Annotated in this window: 13 protein-coding genes and 1 tRNA gene; 8 read left to right on the top strand and 6 right to left on the bottom strand. The window is 60.3% G+C overall.

What is annotated here, in order from left to right:
• Nucleotides 1-58: 58 nt before the first annotated feature.
• Genes CRO46_RS06085 through gltB form a run of 3 tightly spaced genes read right to left on the bottom strand, consistent with a single transcriptional unit; the run spans nt 59 to nt 6,578 of the window.
• Entirely contained in the window at nt 59-1,513 is a 1,455-nt protein-coding gene (locus tag CRO46_RS06085) for a glutamate synthase subunit beta (RefSeq protein ID WP_097105950.1), read from the bottom strand.
• Between the two features lie 11 nt (nt 1,514-1,524).
• Nucleotides 1,525-1,851 carry a heavy metal-binding domain-containing protein gene (locus CRO46_RS06090; protein WP_097106553.1) on the bottom strand — a complete coding sequence of 109 codons (327 nt, stop codon included), beginning with the start codon at nt 1,849-1,851 and terminating at the stop codon, nt 1,525-1,527.
• Between the two features lie 5 nt (nt 1,852-1,856).
• A complete protein-coding gene (gltB, locus tag CRO46_RS06095) occupies nt 1,857-6,578 on the bottom strand; it encodes a glutamate synthase large subunit (RefSeq protein ID WP_244577777.1) in 4,722 nt (1,573 codons plus the stop codon).
• Nucleotides 6,579-7,164: 586 nt separating this feature from the next.
• Here gltB and CRO46_RS06100 point away from each other — a divergent pair.
• From CRO46_RS06100 to CRO46_RS06120, 5 genes are all read left to right on the top strand, one after another.
• On the top strand, nt 7,165-8,214 hold the full coding sequence (locus CRO46_RS06100) for a threonine aldolase family protein (RefSeq protein ID WP_097105952.1): 1,050 nt from the start codon (nt 7,165-7,167) through the stop codon (nt 8,212-8,214).
• Between the two features lie 179 nt (nt 8,215-8,393).
• Complete coding sequence (locus tag CRO46_RS06105) at nt 8,394-8,699, top strand: BufA1 family periplasmic bufferin-type metallophore (RefSeq protein ID WP_097106556.1); 306 nt, start codon at nt 8,394-8,396, stop codon at nt 8,697-8,699.
• A 33-nt stretch (nt 8,700-8,732) separates the two neighbouring features.
• Entirely contained in the window at nt 8,733-9,653 is a 921-nt protein-coding gene (bufB, locus tag CRO46_RS06110) for an MNIO family bufferin maturase (protein ID WP_097105953.1), read from the top strand.
• A complete protein-coding gene (locus tag CRO46_RS06115; protein WP_097105955.1) occupies nt 9,640-10,443 on the top strand; it encodes an HvfC/BufC N-terminal domain-containing protein in 804 nt (267 codons plus the stop codon). Before bufB ends, CRO46_RS06115 begins: the two co-directional genes overlap by 14 nt.
• The gene (locus tag CRO46_RS06120; RefSeq protein ID WP_097105957.1) at nt 10,440-11,021 is read left to right on the top strand and encodes a DoxX family protein; all 582 of its coding nucleotides are present in this window, start codon (nt 10,440-10,442) and stop codon (nt 11,019-11,021) included. Before CRO46_RS06115 ends, CRO46_RS06120 begins: the two co-directional genes overlap by 4 nt.
• An 89-nt stretch (nt 11,022-11,110) precedes the next feature.
• Here the strand turns inward: CRO46_RS06120 and CRO46_RS06125 are convergent, their stop codons facing one another.
• Entirely contained in the window at nt 11,111-11,578 is a 468-nt protein-coding gene (locus CRO46_RS06125) for an Hsp20 family protein (protein ID WP_097105958.1), read from the bottom strand.
• 372 nt (nt 11,579-11,950) lie between these two features.
• On the opposite strand from CRO46_RS06125, the gene CRO46_RS06130 reads away from it, so the two are divergent.
• Complete coding sequence (locus CRO46_RS06130) at nt 11,951-12,931, top strand: alpha/beta fold hydrolase (RefSeq protein ID WP_097105960.1); 981 nt, start codon at nt 11,951-11,953, stop codon at nt 12,929-12,931.
• Here the strand turns inward: CRO46_RS06130 and hisN are convergent.
• Both hisN and CRO46_RS06140 read right to left on the bottom strand, forming a co-directional pair.
• Complete coding sequence (hisN, locus tag CRO46_RS06135; RefSeq protein WP_097105961.1) at nt 12,918-13,694, bottom strand: histidinol-phosphatase; 777 nt, start codon at nt 13,692-13,694, stop codon at nt 12,918-12,920. The two genes, CRO46_RS06130 and hisN, sit on opposite strands and share 14 nt — an antisense overlap.
• A 320-nt stretch (nt 13,695-14,014) precedes the next feature.
• Nucleotides 14,015-14,935, bottom strand: coding sequence for an N-formylglutamate amidohydrolase (locus tag CRO46_RS06140; RefSeq protein ID WP_097105963.1), 921 nt, complete (start codon nt 14,933-14,935; stop codon nt 14,015-14,017).
• A 175-nt stretch (nt 14,936-15,110) separates the two neighbouring features.
• Between CRO46_RS06140 and cpdR the strand changes: the two genes are divergently transcribed.
• Together cpdR and CRO46_RS06150 are read left to right on the top strand one after the other, a co-directional pair.
• Nucleotides 15,111-15,476: a cell cycle two-component system response regulator CpdR gene (gene cpdR, locus CRO46_RS06145; protein WP_097105965.1), complete on the top strand. Its 366-nt coding sequence runs from the start codon at nt 15,111-15,113 to the stop codon at nt 15,474-15,476.
• 202 nt (nt 15,477-15,678) lie between these two features.
• Nucleotides 15,679-15,753 (top strand) — tRNA-Val (locus CRO46_RS06150).
• Nucleotides 15,754-15,876 lie beyond the last annotated feature (123 nt).

Below are 15,876 nucleotides of genomic sequence, written 5' to 3' on the forward strand. Positions count from 1 at the left end.
CCGCTTGGCGCCGTGCTCAGATACACTTGACTGAGCACGGCCAGTTCATGTCCGATACTTACCGCGGCAGATCTGTGGCACCCATCAGGCTCAGATCGATTTCGCGTGCGGCCTGACGGCCTTCCCGGATTGCCCAGACCACCAGGCTCTGCCCCCGGCGCACATCGCCAGCTGCCCAGAGCTTGTCCACCGAGGTGCGATAGTCCTTATCATTGGCCGCGACATTGGTCGAACCACGGCGGTCAATATCAATCTTCAGCTTGTCGCCCAGATCGCTCACCACGCCGGTTTCAAGAACCCCGTTAAAGCCAATCGCCACGAACACCAGATCTGCCTTGATGACGAATTCGGTGCCGGCCAGGGGCTGGCGCTTCTCATCCACATGGCAGCATTTGACGCCGGTCAGAATGCCGTTCTCGCCGACCAGTTCGAGCGTGCCGACCTGGAACTCGCGAACAGCACCTTCCGCCTGGGAGGAGGAGGTGCGCATTTTTGTGGCCCAGTATGGCCATACGGCGAGCTTGTCTTCCTTCTCCGGCGGCTGCGGCCGGATGTCGAGCTGGGTGACCTTGACCGCGCCCTGGCGAAATGCGGTGCCGACACAGTCGGATGCGGTGTCACCGCCACCGATCACGACCACATGCTTGCCACCGGCAAGCACCGGATCGGACGGCCACCCGACATTGTCGATGCTTTCGCGCGCAACCCGCTTGTTCTGCTGCACAAGGTAAGGCATCGCATCATGCACGCCAACAAGGTCCGCACCCGGGATACCCACGTCACGCGGCTTCTCCGAGCCGCCGGTGTAAAGCACCGCATCATAGGCTGCGAGCAGTTCGTCCATGCTCTTGTCGACGCCGACATTGACGTTGCAGAAGAAGGTGACGCCTTCGCCTTCCATCTGCTCGATGCGGCGATCGATGAAGTGCTTCTCCATCTTGAAGTCCGGAATGCCGTAACGCAGCAAACCGCCCGGCCGGCTTTCCCGCTCGTAAACATGAACCTCGTGTCCGGCGCGGCCAAGCTGCTGTGCCGCTGCCAGACCGGCCGGTCCCGAACCGATGATGGCGACCGTCTTGCCGGACTTGCTTGTTACCGGTTGCGGCACGATGAAGCCCATCTCATAGGCCTTGTCGGCGATCGCCTGTTCCACCGTCTTGATGGTGACGGGCGCATCCTCGAGGTTGAGCGTGCAGGCTTCCTCGCACGGCGCGGGACAGATGCGGCCGGTGAATTCGGGGAAGTTGTTGGTCGAGTGCAGGTTGCGGATCGCCTCTTCCCAGTTGTTGTTGTAGACCAGATCGTTCCAGTCGGGGATCTGGTTGTGGACCGGACAGCCGGTTGGACCATGGCAATAGGGGATGCCGCAATCCATGCAGCGCGCCGCCTGCTTCTGGACTTCCTGGTCGCTCATCCGGATGGTGAACTCGCGGAAATGGCGAATCCGGTCAGACGCCGGCTGATATTTCGCCGTCTGCCGGTCGATTTCGAGAAAACCCGTTACCTTACCCATATTCTACTCCCTCACCGGATGACGACCGCAGTCCCTGAAGCTGAAACCATCAGCATCGAACCACTGGATCCGGTTGAAATATTTTCGTAGTCGAGATCGACGCCGATGACGGCATTCGCACCCAGTTTCGCAGCCTCATCCTGCATCTCTTGGAGCGCGATCTCGCGCGCTTCACGCAATGCTTTCTCGTAAGCACCCGAGCGTCCGCCGACGATGTCGCGAATTCCGGCGAAGAGATCCCGGAAGATATTGGTTCCGAGAATCGCCTCGCCGGTGACAATGCCGCGGTACTCGGCGATTTCACGGCCTTCAATGGTGTGTGTGGTGGATGTGATCATCGATCTCATTCCGCCGCCACGCCCATGCGCATCCGCTCCATCTCCTCAAGCGCACGCCGGTATTCCACCGGCATCACCTTGCGGAATTTGGGACGGTAATCAGCCCAGTTGTCGAGGATCTCCTTGGCGCGGGTCGACCCGGTATAGTGCATGTGGTTGGAGATCAGCTGGAACAGCCGCTCCTCGTCATGCCTTGTCATGTCGCCCGAGACATCCACCCGGCCCTTGTGGGCAAGATCGCCGCCATGGTGATGCAGCTTCTCGAGAATATCGTCCTCCTCGGGCACCGGCTCCAATTCGACCATCGCCATATTGCAGCGGGTGGCAAAGTCGCCTGCCTCATCCAGCACATAGGCAACACCGCCGGACATGCCGGCTGCGAAGTTGCGGCCGGTCTCGCCGATCACCACCACGAGGCCGCCGGTCATGTATTCGCAACCGTGATCGCCAACGCCCTCGACAACCGCGATGGCACCCGAGTTGCGCACGGCAAAGCGCTCGCCGGCGACACCGCGGAAATAACACTCGCCCTCGATCGCACCGTAAAGCACGGTGTTGCCGACGATGATCGAGTTTTCCGCCATGATTGGTGAGTTTTCCGGCGGGCGCACGATGATGCAGCCACCCGAAAGCCCCTTGCCGACATAGTCGTTGGCGTCGCCAGCCAGATCGAAGGTGACGCCATGTGCAAGGAAGGCCCCGAAAGACTGCCCCGCAGTGCCGGTCATTTTCACGGTAATGGTGTCTTCCGGCAATCCCTTGTGGCCGAACCGCTTGGCGACCTCGCCCGACAGCATTGCGCCGGCCGAACGGTCGACATTTTTGATTTCGACGTCGAACTCGACCTTTTCCTTGGCTTCGAGTGCGGGCATCGCCTTCTCGATCAGCTGTCTGTCGAGAATATCGGCAATCGGATGGTTCTGGCGTTCAGTCCAGTAGATCTTTTCCTTCGGCGCATCCGGCTTGTAGAAGATCCGGCTGAAATCGAGGCCTTTGGCCTTCCAGTGCTCGATCATGCCATCCTTCGCCAGCAGCTCCGACTGACCGATGATCTCATTGAGATTGCGGTAGCCCATGGCAGCGAGCCATTCGCGCACTTCCTCTGCGATGAAGAAGAAGTAGTTGATGACATGCTCAGGCGTGCCCTTGAAACGCTTGCGCAGAACCGGGTCCTGCGTGGCGACACCCACCGGGCAGGTGTTGAGATGGCACTTGCGCATCATGATGCAGCCCGCCGCGATCAATGGGGCGGTCGAGAAGCCGAACTCGTCGGCACCCAGCAGGGCACCCACGATCACGTCGCGGCCGGTCTTGAGACCGCCATCGACCTGCAGCGCGATACGCGAGCGCAGGCCGTTGAGCACCAGCGTCTGGTGGGTCTCGGCCAGCCCGATTTCCCATGGACCGCCGGCGTGCTTGAGCGAAGTCAGCGGCGATGCGCCGGTTCCGCCGTCATAGCCGGACACGGTGATGTGGTCTGCACGCGCCTTGGCGACGCCGGCAGCAACCGTGCCCACACCCACTTCCGAAACCAGCTTGACCGAGATGTCGGCTTCTGGATTGACGTTCTTCAGGTCGAAAATCAGCTGTGCCAGATCCTCGATCGAGTAGATGTCGTGGTGCGGCGGCGGCGAGATCAGGCCCACACCGGGTGTTGAATGCCGTGTCTTCGCGATCGTCGCATCGACCTTGTGGCCTGGCAGCTGACCACCCTCGCCCGGCTTAGCGCCCTGCGCGACCTTGATCTGGATCATGTCCGCGTTGACCAGGTACTCCGTCGTCACGCCAAACCGGCCTGAGGCCACCTGCTTGATCGCCGAGCGCTCGGGATTGCGGCCACCGCCATAGAGCGGCAGATAGCGATCCGGCTCCTCGCCGCCCTCGCCGGTGTTCGACTTCCCACCGATCTTGTTCATGGCAATCGCCAGCGTGGTGTGCGCTTCACGGCTGATCGATCCGAACGACATCGCACCGGTGGAAAACCGCTTCACGATGTCCGCTGCGGGTTCTACCTCGTCGAGCGGAACCGGCTTGCGGCCGAGATTCTCGGCGGTGCGGATTTCGAACAGGCCACGGATCGCATTCATCCGCAGGGTCGACTCATTGACCATGTCCGCAAACTCGCGATAGCGGTCCTTGGCATTGCCGCGCACGGCATGCTGCAGGGTGGCAACCGCATCCGGAGTCCAGGCATGTTCCTCGCCACGCATCCGGTAGGCATATTCGCCGCCCACTTCCAGCGAGGTGGCGAGCACCGGATCGCTGGAAAACGCCAGCCGGTGGCGCTCGGCGGTTTCGGATGCCACCTCGGCCAGTCCGACACCCTCGATGGTCGTTGCCGTGCCGGTGAAGTAGGTTTTGACGAACTCGCTCGACAGTCCGATCGCGTCGAAAATCTGCGCTCCGCAATAGGACTGATAGGTCGAGATCCCCATCTTGGACATCACCTTGAGGATGCCCTTGCCGATCGCCTTGATGTAGCGCGAGACGACCTCGTACCGGTCGACTTCCGGCGGGAACTCGCCGCGCGCATGCATGTCGAGCAGCGTGTCGAAAGCGAGATACGGGTTGATCGCTTCCGCCCCATAACCGGCCAGGCAGGCAAAATGATGGATTTCGCGCGGCTCGCCAGATTCCACCACGAGGCCGACAGATGTACGAAGCCCCTTGCGGATCAGGTGGTGATGGACGGCGGCGGTCGCCAGCAATGCCGGGATCGCGATCCGGTCCGGACCGAGCTGACGGTCGGACAGGATGATGATGTTGTAGCCGCCGGTCACAGCCTCCTCGGCCCGGTCGCACAGCCGGTCAAGGGCCGCCTTCATACCATCCGAGCCCTTGTCGCTCGAATAGGTGAAGTCGAGCGTCTTGGTGTCGAAACGGTCTTCGGTATGACCGATCGAGCGGATCTTCTCGAGGTCACCATTGGTAAGGATCGGCTGACGCACTTCGAGCCGCTTCTTCTTCGCAGCCCCCTTATGGTCGAGGATGTTCGGCCGTGGCCCGATGAACGAGACCAGGCTCATCACCAGCTCTTCGCGGATCGGGTCGATCGGCGGGTTGGTGACCTGGGCGAAGTTCTGCTTGAAATAGGTGTAGAGCAGCTTCGACTTCTGCGACATGGCAGAAATCGGCGTATCCGTGCCCATTGAGCCTATGGCTTCCTGTCCGGTGGTCGCCATCGGCGCCATCAGGATTTTGGTGTCTTCCTGACTGTAGCCGAACGCCTGCTGGCGGTCGAGCAGCGAGACGTCCTTGCGCAGCGCCCGCGGTTCAACCGGCTTCAGATCCTCGAGGATCAGCTGTATCCGCTCGAGCCATTCGCGGTAGGGGTGCTTGGCGGCCAGGCCCGACTTGACTTCGGCGTCGGAAATGATCCGGCCTTCTTCCATGTCGATAAGCAGCATCTTGCCAGGCTGCAGCCGCCACTTCTTGACGATCGAGCTTTCCTCCACCGGCAGGACACCGGCTTCCGAGGCCATAATTACCCGGTCGTCATCGGTGACGATGTAGCGCGCCGGACGAAGCCCGTTGCGGTCGAGCGTCGCGCCGATCTGGACGCCATCGGTAAAGGCAACTGCGGCCGGCCCGTCCCAGGGCTCCATCAGGGCAGCGTGATACTCGTAAAAAGCCTTGCGGTCCTCGCTCATCAGCGCGTTGCCGGCCCAGGCTTCCGGGATCAGCATCATCACCGCATGCGCCATCGAGTAGCCGCCGCGGATTAGAAATTCGAGCGCATTGTCGAAGCACGCCGTATCGGACTGGCCTTCGTAGGAAATCGGCCAAAGCTTTGAAATATCATCGCCGAACAGCGGAGACGAGACCGACGCCTGACGCGCTGCCATCCAGTTGACATTGCCGCGCAGCGTGTTGATTTCGCCGTTATGGGCCACCATCCGGTAGGGGTGGGCAAGCTTCCATGACGGAAACGTGTTGGTCGAAAACCGCTGGTGAACCAGCGCGACGGCAGATTCAAACCGCGGGTCGCTGAGGTCTTTGTAATAAGCGCCGACCTGGTAGGCAAGGAACATGCCTTTGTAGACCACGGTCTGCGTCGACAGCGAGACGAAATAGAAGCCGTCATCGCCATCATCGATCTCGTTGTAGACCCGGTTCGAGATCACCTTGCGCAGCACGAACAGCTGACGCTTGAAATCGGACTGGTCGTCGACGCCCTCGCCCCGGCCGATGAACACCTGGACATGGCGCGGTTCGGTTGCGGCAATCTCGGGCGCCTTGGACAGCGACGAATTGTCGACCGGTACATCGCGGAAGCCGAGCAAGATCTGGCCTTCGTCGGCAACAACCTCGGCAATGATTCCCTTGAGGTGATCGCAGAGCGCATCGTCCTGCGGCATGAAGATGAAACCCACTGCGTAGTCGCCGGAAGCAGGCAGGGTGACGCCCTGCTCGGCCATCTCTTCGCGGAAAAAGCGATCGGGAATCTGCACCAGCAGACCGGCGCCATCGCCCATCAGCGGGTCCGCGCCGACCGCGCCACGGTGCGTGAGGTTCTCAAGCATGAACAGGCCGTCGCGCACGATCTGGTGCGACTTCTTGCCCTTCATGTGCGCAACAAATCCGACGCCGCAGGCATCATGCTCGTTGCGGGGGTCATAAAGCCCCTGTTTGGGCGGCAATCCAAAGGTCTGCGCGGTGGTCGCCTTGCGCACGGCAACAGCCTCGCAAGCGGTAACGTCCGTCAGAGATGGTGAAAGGTCTGCCATCTTCATTCCTCCTTCATGGCCGCCGTAGCGGTTGATCCCGGCCCATCCTACGCCCCCGCCGGGTGCGGCGGCGCCTTGCGTTCCGGATACAATTGTCGTCTGGCCATGCGCGCCTCTCAGGTTCACCCGGTGTGTGCGGGCACGCAGCGTGGTTTGTATCATGAAGGGGTAGTACGGTCACCTTGAACCGCCGCATCGCAAATGCGGCAGATACCGCTCTCAGCCCCTTGCGTCCAATCAGGCCTTTGCCAGTCGAGCATGTCAGACACAAATAGGACAGCAAGGCTGTCCTATTTCGATTGTTCTATGACAGAATGCAGGGCGTTGCGCAAGATGCCCGACTCAAAAAACCACACCTTCACGACCTAAAATGATCGAATGGGTCCACTCAACGCAACTTTGTTACGCCTACCAATCCCTTTCCGGTGTTTTGCTGTCGGCGGTGCGGAGTCAGCGCAGAGCCCTCTTTTCAGACTTTTCCTCTACCGCGGCTTCAGTTTCGATGCTCACGAGGGCTTCCCCTTTGAATGCCTGCAAAATCATGCAATAGCCGACACAGTTCCATACGTTATCGGAGACCCCCTTCATGATCTTCACTTCGGACAACTGGGCAGGCGCCCACCCGGCAATCGCTGCCTCGCTGACAGCCCATTCGACCGGCTTCGCTCCGGCCTACGGTGCCAGCGATCTCGATCGCAAGGTCGAGCAGAGGTTCAACGAGGTGTTCGAACGAGAAGTAGCAGTGTTCTTTGTCGGCACCGGGACTGCCGCCAACTCGCTCGCCCTGTCTGCGGTCAACCGGCCAGGTGGCGTGACCTTCTGTCACAGCGAAGCCCACGTGATTGCCGATGAATGCGGCGCACCTGAATTCTTCAGCCATGGCGCGAGGCTTGCACCGGTGGAAGGGCCGGAGGGAAAAATGGATCCAGCCAGTCTGGAAGCGCAGATCGCGCGTTTCCCCGCAGGCTTTGTCCATGCCGGACAGCCGATGGCGATCACGCTCACCCAGGCGACTGAATCGGGAACTGTGTATAGCCCGGACGAAATCCGTACGATTTCCGCCATTGCCAGGGCCCATGGCCTGCCGCTGCACATGGATGGCGCCCGTTTCGCCAATGCCCTTGTCGCCCTTGACCTTACCCCGGCGCAGATGACGGTGGATCTGGGCATTGACATGGTTTCCTTCGGCGGCACCAAGAACGGATGCTGGTGTGCCGAAGCCCTGGTCTTTCTCAAGCCCGAGATGGCCGAGCAGGCACCCTTCCTGCGCAAGCGTGCAGCGCAGCTGTTTTCCAAGAGCCGCTTTATCGCTGCCCAGTTCGACGCCTATTTCGAGGGCGATCTCTGGCTCGACATCGCGCGGCACGCAAACATTTTGTCGGCGCGTCTGCAAGCGGGCATCAACAGTTCGCCGAATGCGCGCCTTGCCTGGCAGAGCCCTGCAAACGAGACCTTCCCCATTATCTCGAAAGCACTGTCCAAGCAGCTCGCCGACAAGGGAGCAATGTTCTATGAATGGGCAGCGCCGCGTTCGGCAGCCCACCTGGTCGGCCCGGACGAGACCATGATCAGGCTGGTGACAAGCTTCGCCACCACTCAGGAGCACGTCGACCAGTTCATAGCCATGCTTGGCTGACAGCGCAGGGAAGCGCCTTGCCTTCCCCAGCAAGACAAATCTGCTTCACACCTGGCTCACGCTCAAGTGATGCGGGATAACGTGCGCTTGATTTCCAAGTGATGGTTGAAGTTGTCATGGTTGTTCTGCCGGACGGGAATAGTTCGGAACAAGGTCTCAGAACATCCAAGGAGAACATCATGTCACATAAAACGATTGTCGGCGCGTCAGCTCTTGCAGGCGCAGTAGCCATGGCTATTTCCGGCACCGCATTCCTCGGCTCCACACAAGGCGCAGCAGCCGCCACGGAAAAATGCTATGGTGTTGCCATGGCAGGCAAGAATGATTGCGCCGCCGGGCCCGGCACCACTTGTGCTGGTACATCCACGGTCGACTACCAGGGCAACGCCTGGAAAACTGTTGATGCGGGCACCTGCACCACGATGAGCGTTGAAGGTGGCCGCATGGGTTCTCTCGAGCCGCTGGACCGCGACCTGCCGGCCTGATCTGAAGAAACACCAGGAAACGGGACCCTGAAGATGACGCAGTCCGCCCCCACATCGCCGATTGTCGCGGCGTCCCGTTTCCCCGATGGTCCGCTTCCGCCCCGAGCGGGGGCGGGCCTGAAGACCGAGCACATTGATGCCATCCTGGCCGACGACTACCGTATCGGCTTTCTCGAGGTCCATGCCGAAAACTACATGGGCGACGGTGGCCCTCCGCACCGCGGACTTGAAGCCATTCGGGCAGAATTCCCCCTGTCCGTCCATGGTGTGGGCCTGTCGATCGGATCCGAAAGCGGCATCAATCCGGACCATCTCGAACGCCTCGCCAGGGTTGTCGAGCGCTACGAGCCGGCAATGGTGTCCGAGCACCTCGCCTGGTCGAGCCATGACGCAGGCTATTTCAACGACCTTTTGCCGGTACCCTACAACGACCAGACCCTCAACCGCGTTGTGGCCCATATCGGTCAGATCCAGGATCGTCTGAAGCGGCCAATCCTGCTGGAAAACCCGTCTACCTACGTAGCCTTTGAACAGACCACCATGAGCGAGACCGATTTCATCCGCGAAATCGCGCAGAAATCCGGTTGCGGCCTGTTGCTCGACGTCAACAATGTCTTCGTCTCCGCCACCAACCATGGCTGGAAGCCGTTGCATTACTTGCGCGATTTCCCGCTGGAACTGGTCGAGGAGATCCATCTTGCGGGCCACGCCGAAGACACCGACGACGAAGGCGATCCGCTGCTGATCGATGCCCACGACCGCCCGGTTTCTGACGCAGTGTGGAAACTCTATGAGATCGTCATCAGCCAGGCCGGCGCGCTTCCGACACTGGTAGAATGGGACAATGACGTGCCCGAATGGCCGGTGCTGCGTCGCGAGGCACGCCTCGCCGACGCCATTCTGGCCCGGCTCGGGCCTACCTCTCTGCTCGGATCCCGTCATGCCGCGGAGTGATACATCGACCGCAGGCGAGCAGCACTATTTCGGTGCAGCCCTGCTAAATCCGGACCTGCCGCTGCCCGAAGGCATCGTCGGCCCGCACGGCAAGAAAGCGCAAAAGCGCTTTGCAGTCTACCGCAACAATGTCACTGTCAGCCTCGTCAATGCGCTCGCCGATATTTTCCCGGCTGTGCAGCGGCTGGTCTGCGAGGGATTTTTCCGGGATATGGCGAGGTTCTACGTCGCCAAGGAGCCGCCGGTTTCAGCAGTCATCTTCGAATATGGCGGCGGATTTGCAACCTTCCTCGAAGATTTCGAACCGCTTTCCCGCTACCCCTACCTGGCGGATGTTGCGCGCATGGAAAAGGCCTGGCTTGCAGCTTTTCATGCAGCCGATGCGCCCCCCTTGCCGCCCGACACCCTTGCAGCGATCCCGGCCGAACAGCTTGCCGACACACGCTTCACCCCCCACCCGGCAACACGCATCATTCGAAGTCGATTTGCCGCCGTATCGATCTTTTCCGCTAGCCGCGAACAACGGCCACTCGACGGAATCAGACCGGCCATCGCCGAAGACGGCCTCATCACCCGTCCCTTCGACGCGGTCGAGGTGCGGCAACTTCCGCCGGGCGCAGCGAGCTTCCTGAGCGCGTTGATTGCGGGGAAAACATTCGGAGAGGCCGCCGGCCTGACCATGACCGGCTATCCCGATTTCGATCTGCCGGCGGCGATTTCAGCCATGCTGGAGGCCGGTGCATTTTCTGACTGTTTTGCCGGCCAGCCAACCACGGAGCAAACCCCATGAGATCAGCCGTTGATTTTCTGACCCGCCTCCACGACCGTGTCTTTGCCTTTTTCGAACGGATCGGTGACGCCTGGTTGCTCGGGCTGATCGCCCGGTTCGCATTTGCCGCGGTACTTTGGATCTACTTCCTCAATTCGGCCAGGACGAAAGTCGGGGAAGGGATTCTCGGGTTTTTCTCGATCTCGCCCGGCGCCTATTACCAGATCGCACTTCCGGCGGTTGAAGCAGCCGGCGGGGATGTCGATGCGGTGGCCTTCCTGCCCTGGGGCTTCATTGTGGCGATGGGCACCTATTCTGAATTCATTCTGCCGCTGCTGATCGTCATTGGCCTCTTTTCCCGGTTGGCAGCGCTCGGCATGATCGGATTTATCGCCGTGCAGACCTTCGTCGACATCACGGTTCACCAGATCGGGGCCGAGGCCATCGGCGGCTGGTTTGACAGGTTTCCCGACGCCGTCATCGCCGACCAGCGATTGCTTTGGCTCGTGCCCTTGACCGTGATCATCCTCAAGGGCCCGGGACTGCTCTCCGTTGATGCCCTGCTGAGCCGATTTAAACCGGTCAAACACAGGGCCTGAGCCGGTAATCGGCACCTCCTTGTGTGGAACGAAAAAGGCGCCCAGTTTCCTGGGCGCCATAAGGCCTGCTCCATTTCGGGAGGGCAGGATCAGGCCTGCGTGGCTTCGATCTGCTTCGTGCTGGCGCCGGCATCCTTGGTGATGGCGATGCGCCGCGGCTTCATCGCCTCGGGGATCTCGCGAACCAGGTCGATATGCAGCAAGCCGTTGCGCAGCGATGCGCCGGTCACTTCGACATGATCTGCGAGCTGGAAGCGACGCTCGAAGGCGCGCTTGGCAATGCCGCGATACAAATACTGCGTGGTCTCGGCTTCGGTGTCTTCAGCCTTCTCGCCCTTGACGGTCAGCACATGTTCCCGTGCTTCGATCGAGATCTCGGCTTCGTCGAAGCCCGCCACCGCCATGGTGATGCGGTAGGTGCTTTCGCCGGTGCGTTCGATATTATAGGGCGGATAGGACTGCGACTGATCGGTAGGTGCCATACCATCGAGCATGGTCAGCAACTTGTCGAAACCGACAGTGGAACGGTACAGGGGTGAAAAATCAACGTGACGCATGTGTGTCCTCCTTCAGAGCGACTGGTGTTTGCGTTGTGGCGATTGGGCTGCCCCGCATTGGGCGGCATCCCGGCCAGCAGACCCGGTTTCTGGCGCCTGCAGCAACAATGTGGGAATTGCTTCAAGCCTGTTCAAGACCTTTATCCGCACCGAAAACGCGGGTGTTGGCGCCTGAACTGCAGATGAATTGCCCGTTCGGCGCTGGTTCAGCTGCACCCGCCTATGCTCCTGGTCATCAGACACAAACAGTCTGAACCTGCCGGGGGCATCCCGTCCCTTCTGCTCCCAGGCGCCTGACCGGAGCCGCTCCTTATGTGGCTCCGGTCTTTTTCCTTTTGACCAAATAAGGCCGAAGCACTAATCCCGGTTACCATGAGCGATGATCTCCCCCTGCTGATCGAAACGGATGGCAATCCGGTCCCGGGCAATCATGTCACCGGCTGGTTCAAGAGCGCTGGCGACAAGCGGTTGCGTTATGCGATTTTCAAATCTCACGTGCCGGTGGCGCGCGGCACGGTGGTGCTGCTCCAGGGCCGCAACGAAAGTATCGAAAAATACTACGAGACCATCCGCCATTTCACCAACCGGGGTCTATGGGTCGCGACCTTCGACTGGCGCGGCCAGGGACTTTCCGATCGCCTGACCAAAAACCCGTTGCGCGGGCACGTCCGGCGCTTTCGTGATCTTGAAGCAGACCTGTCCGCTTTCCTCGAGACCGTTGTCCTCCCCGAGGCGCGGCTGCCGTTCTGCCTAGTAGCCCATTCGATGGGAGCGCTGGTCGCTCTTTCGTTGGCGCCGAAGCTTACCAACCGCATTGAGCGGATGGCACTGGTGGCTCCCTTTGTCGAACTGTCCGACCAGCCCTTGCCGTCCTGGGTCATCCGTCTGGCGACAAGGATCCTGCGGCTCACCGGCCTGGGTTGGGTCGGCTCCGGCAGGGACAGTTTCCCCAAACCCTTTGCCGGCAATCCTCTGACGACAGATTTCGAGCGTTATGCCCGCAATCAGGCTCTTTACGCGGCGCACCCCGAACTCAGGCTGGGCACGCCCAGCGCCAGCTGGATCAATGAGATGCTCAATGCGATCGCCCGGGTCAACCGCTTCGAGCATCTCGACCAGATCAAGGTTCCGACATTACTGATCGGCGCCGGCAACGACAGTATCGTGGCCGCGCAGGCGATCGAAAGGCTGGGCAACCGGTTTCGCGCCGGCCGCGCAATTATCATTGACGGCGCACGTCACGAGTTGCTGCAGGAAGCCGACCGCCACCGCATCCCCACTCTGGCTGCAATAGATGCCTTCATACCGCCGGATCAGGCATGGGAACCGGAGGCTGCGGTCAGTTCCGGTTGAGCAGTTCGAGAACTTCCTCATGCAGCGCGGCGGATCCGCTGGCAACAATGGTGCCGCCCATTTCCGCGCTATCCCCTGTCCAGGTTGTCATAACGCCACCCGCTTGCTCGACCAGCGGGATCAGTCCGCCAACATCATAGGGCTTCAGGTCAGCCTCCACGACCAGATCGATGTGCCCGGAAGCCACCATTGCATAAGCGTAACAATCACAGCCGTAACGCGCCAGTTGCACCTGGTCTTCTACCCGCTGATAGACAGGCGCCAGGGCCTCGGAGAATATCTTGGGGGAAGTGGTCATCATGATCGCCTGGCCCAGCGAGACACCTTTTCGAGTGCTGATTCCCGAGTTGAGGCCGTGGCGCCTGACCATGGCCTCGCCGGGCTTCGCGATGAAACGTTCGCCGGTGAAGGGCTGATCCATCATTCCCATCACCGCCTTGCCCTTGTGATAGAGCCCCACGAGCGTTCCCCAGACCGGCAGGCCGGAAATGAAGGCCCGGGTGCCGTCGATCGGATCGATGACCCAGACATAGTCCCGGTCGAGGCCGACATCACCATGCTCTTCGCCCAGAATGCCATGCTCGGGATAACGCTCGGAAATGAGCTCACGAATCGCCTTTTCGGCAGCGCGGTCCGCCTCGGTCACCGGATCGAATCCGCTTGCCTGCTTGTTATCGACGGCAACAGACATGCGAAAGCGGGGAAGCGTTTCAGCGGCAGCCGCTTCCGCGATGGCGTCAAGGAAACTGATGTCAGGAAGCATGGGAAATTCCGTGGGCAACAAGGATGGCGGGATGGTCGATTCCAGATTTCACAGAGTCCTGACCCGGCAGCACCCGAATTGCAATAGAAGGGTCGGCAATCGTCCCGTTGCAATACACACAGGGCAAACAACGCGGCGGTTGACTTTTGTGCAATGCAGCATTAGTCTTTGTTTGCAGTCTCCGGACTGTAAATGCCCTCCTTGGGCGTTTCCTCCCTAGATTTCACCGCGCCACGAGCGCGGTTTTTTTTGCCGCTGTTGCCCCACGCAGTCCTTTCAAGCAGCGATTGCGCAATGCGCCTTGGGTAAAGCACGGCACTCTATTCCGCGGCCAGGCGATCGTCGGACATTCCATCGCGAACATAGGCCATCATCTCACCGACAAACGCGGCCAGATCTGCCTTGAGAAGCTCAAAACCCCGCGTTTTCACGAGGCTTGCCTCATCTACATAGAGACCGCGGTTGATCTCGATCTGAAGGGCATGCAGCCCACGCCCCGGACGGCCGTAGTGCTCGGTGATGAAGCCGCCAGCATAGGGTTTGTTGCGGACCACGTGGTAGCCGAGCCCCGACAGGAACGAAACCGCGGCCCGGGAGACGTCATGCGCGGCGCTTGCACCGTAGCGATCCCCGATAATGATATCCGGCCTGCGATTGCCGCCGGCCACCCGCACATTGGCCGGCATCGAATGGCAATCGATCAGGAACGCCTTGCCGAACCGGACATGGGTCTGGGCGATCAACCGGCGCAGATTTGCGTGGTAGGGGCGGTAAACCCGCTCGATCCGCGAAAGCCCCTCTTCGACGCTCAGCCGTCCCCGGTAGATGTCCATGTTCTCTGCCACCAGCCGCGGAATCGTCCCCAGCCCTCCGGCCACCCGCATCGAGCCGATATTGGCGAACGGCGGCAACGGGCCGTCAAACATACGCGGATCGAGCTCATAGGGTTCGCGGTTCACATCGAGCCATGCACGAGGGAACTGCGCCGCGAGCAGCGGCGCGCCCATTTGCACCACATCAGCGAACAATTCATCGACATAATGGTCTTCCGAACGCCGAATCGCCATCCGGTCAAGCCGCGACATGTTCAGGAACGATTCGGGGTATATCCGGCCGGAATGCGGTGAGTTGAACACGAATGGCTCTGTCTGCTGCAACGGGCGACGGATCTCGAATGGAGCAACCGCCTCGGCGCCGGCATCTTCTGTGCCTTTCGTGCCGGGCCTTTCGGCTTCGTGCATATTTATCCCTCTATCCACGCAACAGCTTGAATCACCTTGCCAGTTGCCCCCACACCTGTCCAGACCGGGACAAAAGCCGTCGCAAAATCGTCTATATTCACCTGATATTTACTGGCGCAATCCATAGATAGGGCAGATATAGCTCAAAGAGCACGCTGACAGGTCTGGAAAACGAATGAACCCGAAAATCCTCCTCGCTGAAGACGACAACGACATGCGCCGGTTCCTGGTCAAGGCGCTTGAAAAAGCCGGCTACGAGGTCCGCTCCTTCGACAATGGCGCCAGCGCTTATGACCGGCTGCGCGAAGAGCCGTTTTCGCTGTTGCTGACAGACATCGTCATGCCGGAAATGGATGGCATCGAACTGGCCCGCAGGGCCACTGAGCTCGATCCCGACCTTAAAGTCATGTTCATCACCGGTTTTGCCGCCGTCGCGCTGAACCCGGATTCGAAGGCCCCCAAGGATGCCAAGGTCCTCTCCAAGCCCTTCCATCTCCGCGACCTCGTCGACGAGGTCAACAAGATGATTCTCGCCGCCTGACATTCCCCCTGCCCTTGGGCAGCCTCAGCGAGCCGATAGCCTGCCAAAACCCGGACAGATTTGTCCGGGTTGTTGTCGTTGCAACCGCTATTTTTCACTCCTGCAGCCAAGCTCCGCACCGCATCGGCAAGGCGCATGAAAAAACCCGGTATTTGCGTATTGACGGCACTGGGGGTTCTGTGGTGTATGCGGCCCATCGGATGGGCGTATAGCTCAGCGGGAGAGCACTACATTGACATTGTAGGGGTCACAGGTTCAATCCCTGTTACGCCCACCATCCTTTCAAGCACTTAGGCCTGGTTTACGTAGTGGGCGACAGGTTCACTGAACCTTGGCTAGATTCGCTTACTACTCCCATAATTACGGCAAGCTCCTCAATTCACGAACCGAACGGATTTCC

This window comes from Parahoeflea halophila (genome assembly GCF_900220985.1).
In the GTDB taxonomy this organism is placed as follows: domain Bacteria; phylum Pseudomonadota; class Alphaproteobacteria; order Rhizobiales; family Rhizobiaceae; genus Hoeflea; species Hoeflea halophila.

Excerpts from the sequence above, each read along its gene's own strand:
- bufB (WP_097105953.1), top strand. The coding sequence starts at position 8,733 with ATGACGCAGTCCGCCCCCACATCGCCGATTGTCGCGGCGTCCCGTTTC.
- CRO46_RS06130 (WP_097105960.1), top strand. The coding sequence starts at position 11,951 with ATGAGCGATGATCTCCCCCTGCTGATCGAAACGGATGGCAATCCGGTC.
- cpdR (WP_097105965.1), top strand. The coding sequence starts at position 15,111 with ATGAACCCGAAAATCCTCCTCGCTGAAGACGACAACGACATGCGCCGG.
- CRO46_RS06125 (WP_097105958.1), bottom strand. The coding sequence starts at position 11,578 with ATGCGTCACGTTGATTTTTCACCCCTGTACCGTTCCACTGTCGGTTTC.
- CRO46_RS06100 (WP_097105952.1), top strand. The coding sequence starts at position 7,165 with ATGATCTTCACTTCGGACAACTGGGCAGGCGCCCACCCGGCAATCGCT.
- CRO46_RS06105 (WP_097106556.1), top strand. The coding sequence starts at position 8,394 with ATGTCACATAAAACGATTGTCGGCGCGTCAGCTCTTGCAGGCGCAGTA.
- CRO46_RS06085 (WP_097105950.1), bottom strand. The coding sequence starts at position 1,513 with ATGGGTAAGGTAACGGGTTTTCTCGAAATCGACCGGCAGACGGCGAAA.
- CRO46_RS06140 (WP_097105963.1), bottom strand. The coding sequence starts at position 14,935 with ATGCACGAAGCCGAAAGGCCCGGCACGAAAGGCACAGAAGATGCCGGC.
- gltB (WP_244577777.1), bottom strand. The coding sequence starts at position 6,578 with ATGGCAGACCTTTCACCATCTCTGACGGACGTTACCGCTTGCGAGGCT.
- CRO46_RS06115 (WP_097105955.1), top strand. The coding sequence starts at position 9,640 with ATGCCGCGGAGTGATACATCGACCGCAGGCGAGCAGCACTATTTCGGT.
- CRO46_RS06090 (WP_097106553.1), bottom strand. The coding sequence starts at position 1,851 with ATGATCACATCCACCACACACACCATTGAAGGCCGTGAAATCGCCGAG.
- hisN (WP_097105961.1), bottom strand. The coding sequence starts at position 13,694 with ATGCTTCCTGACATCAGTTTCCTTGACGCCATCGCGGAAGCGGCTGCC.
- CRO46_RS06120 (WP_097105957.1), top strand. The coding sequence starts at position 10,440 with ATGAGATCAGCCGTTGATTTTCTGACCCGCCTCCACGACCGTGTCTTT.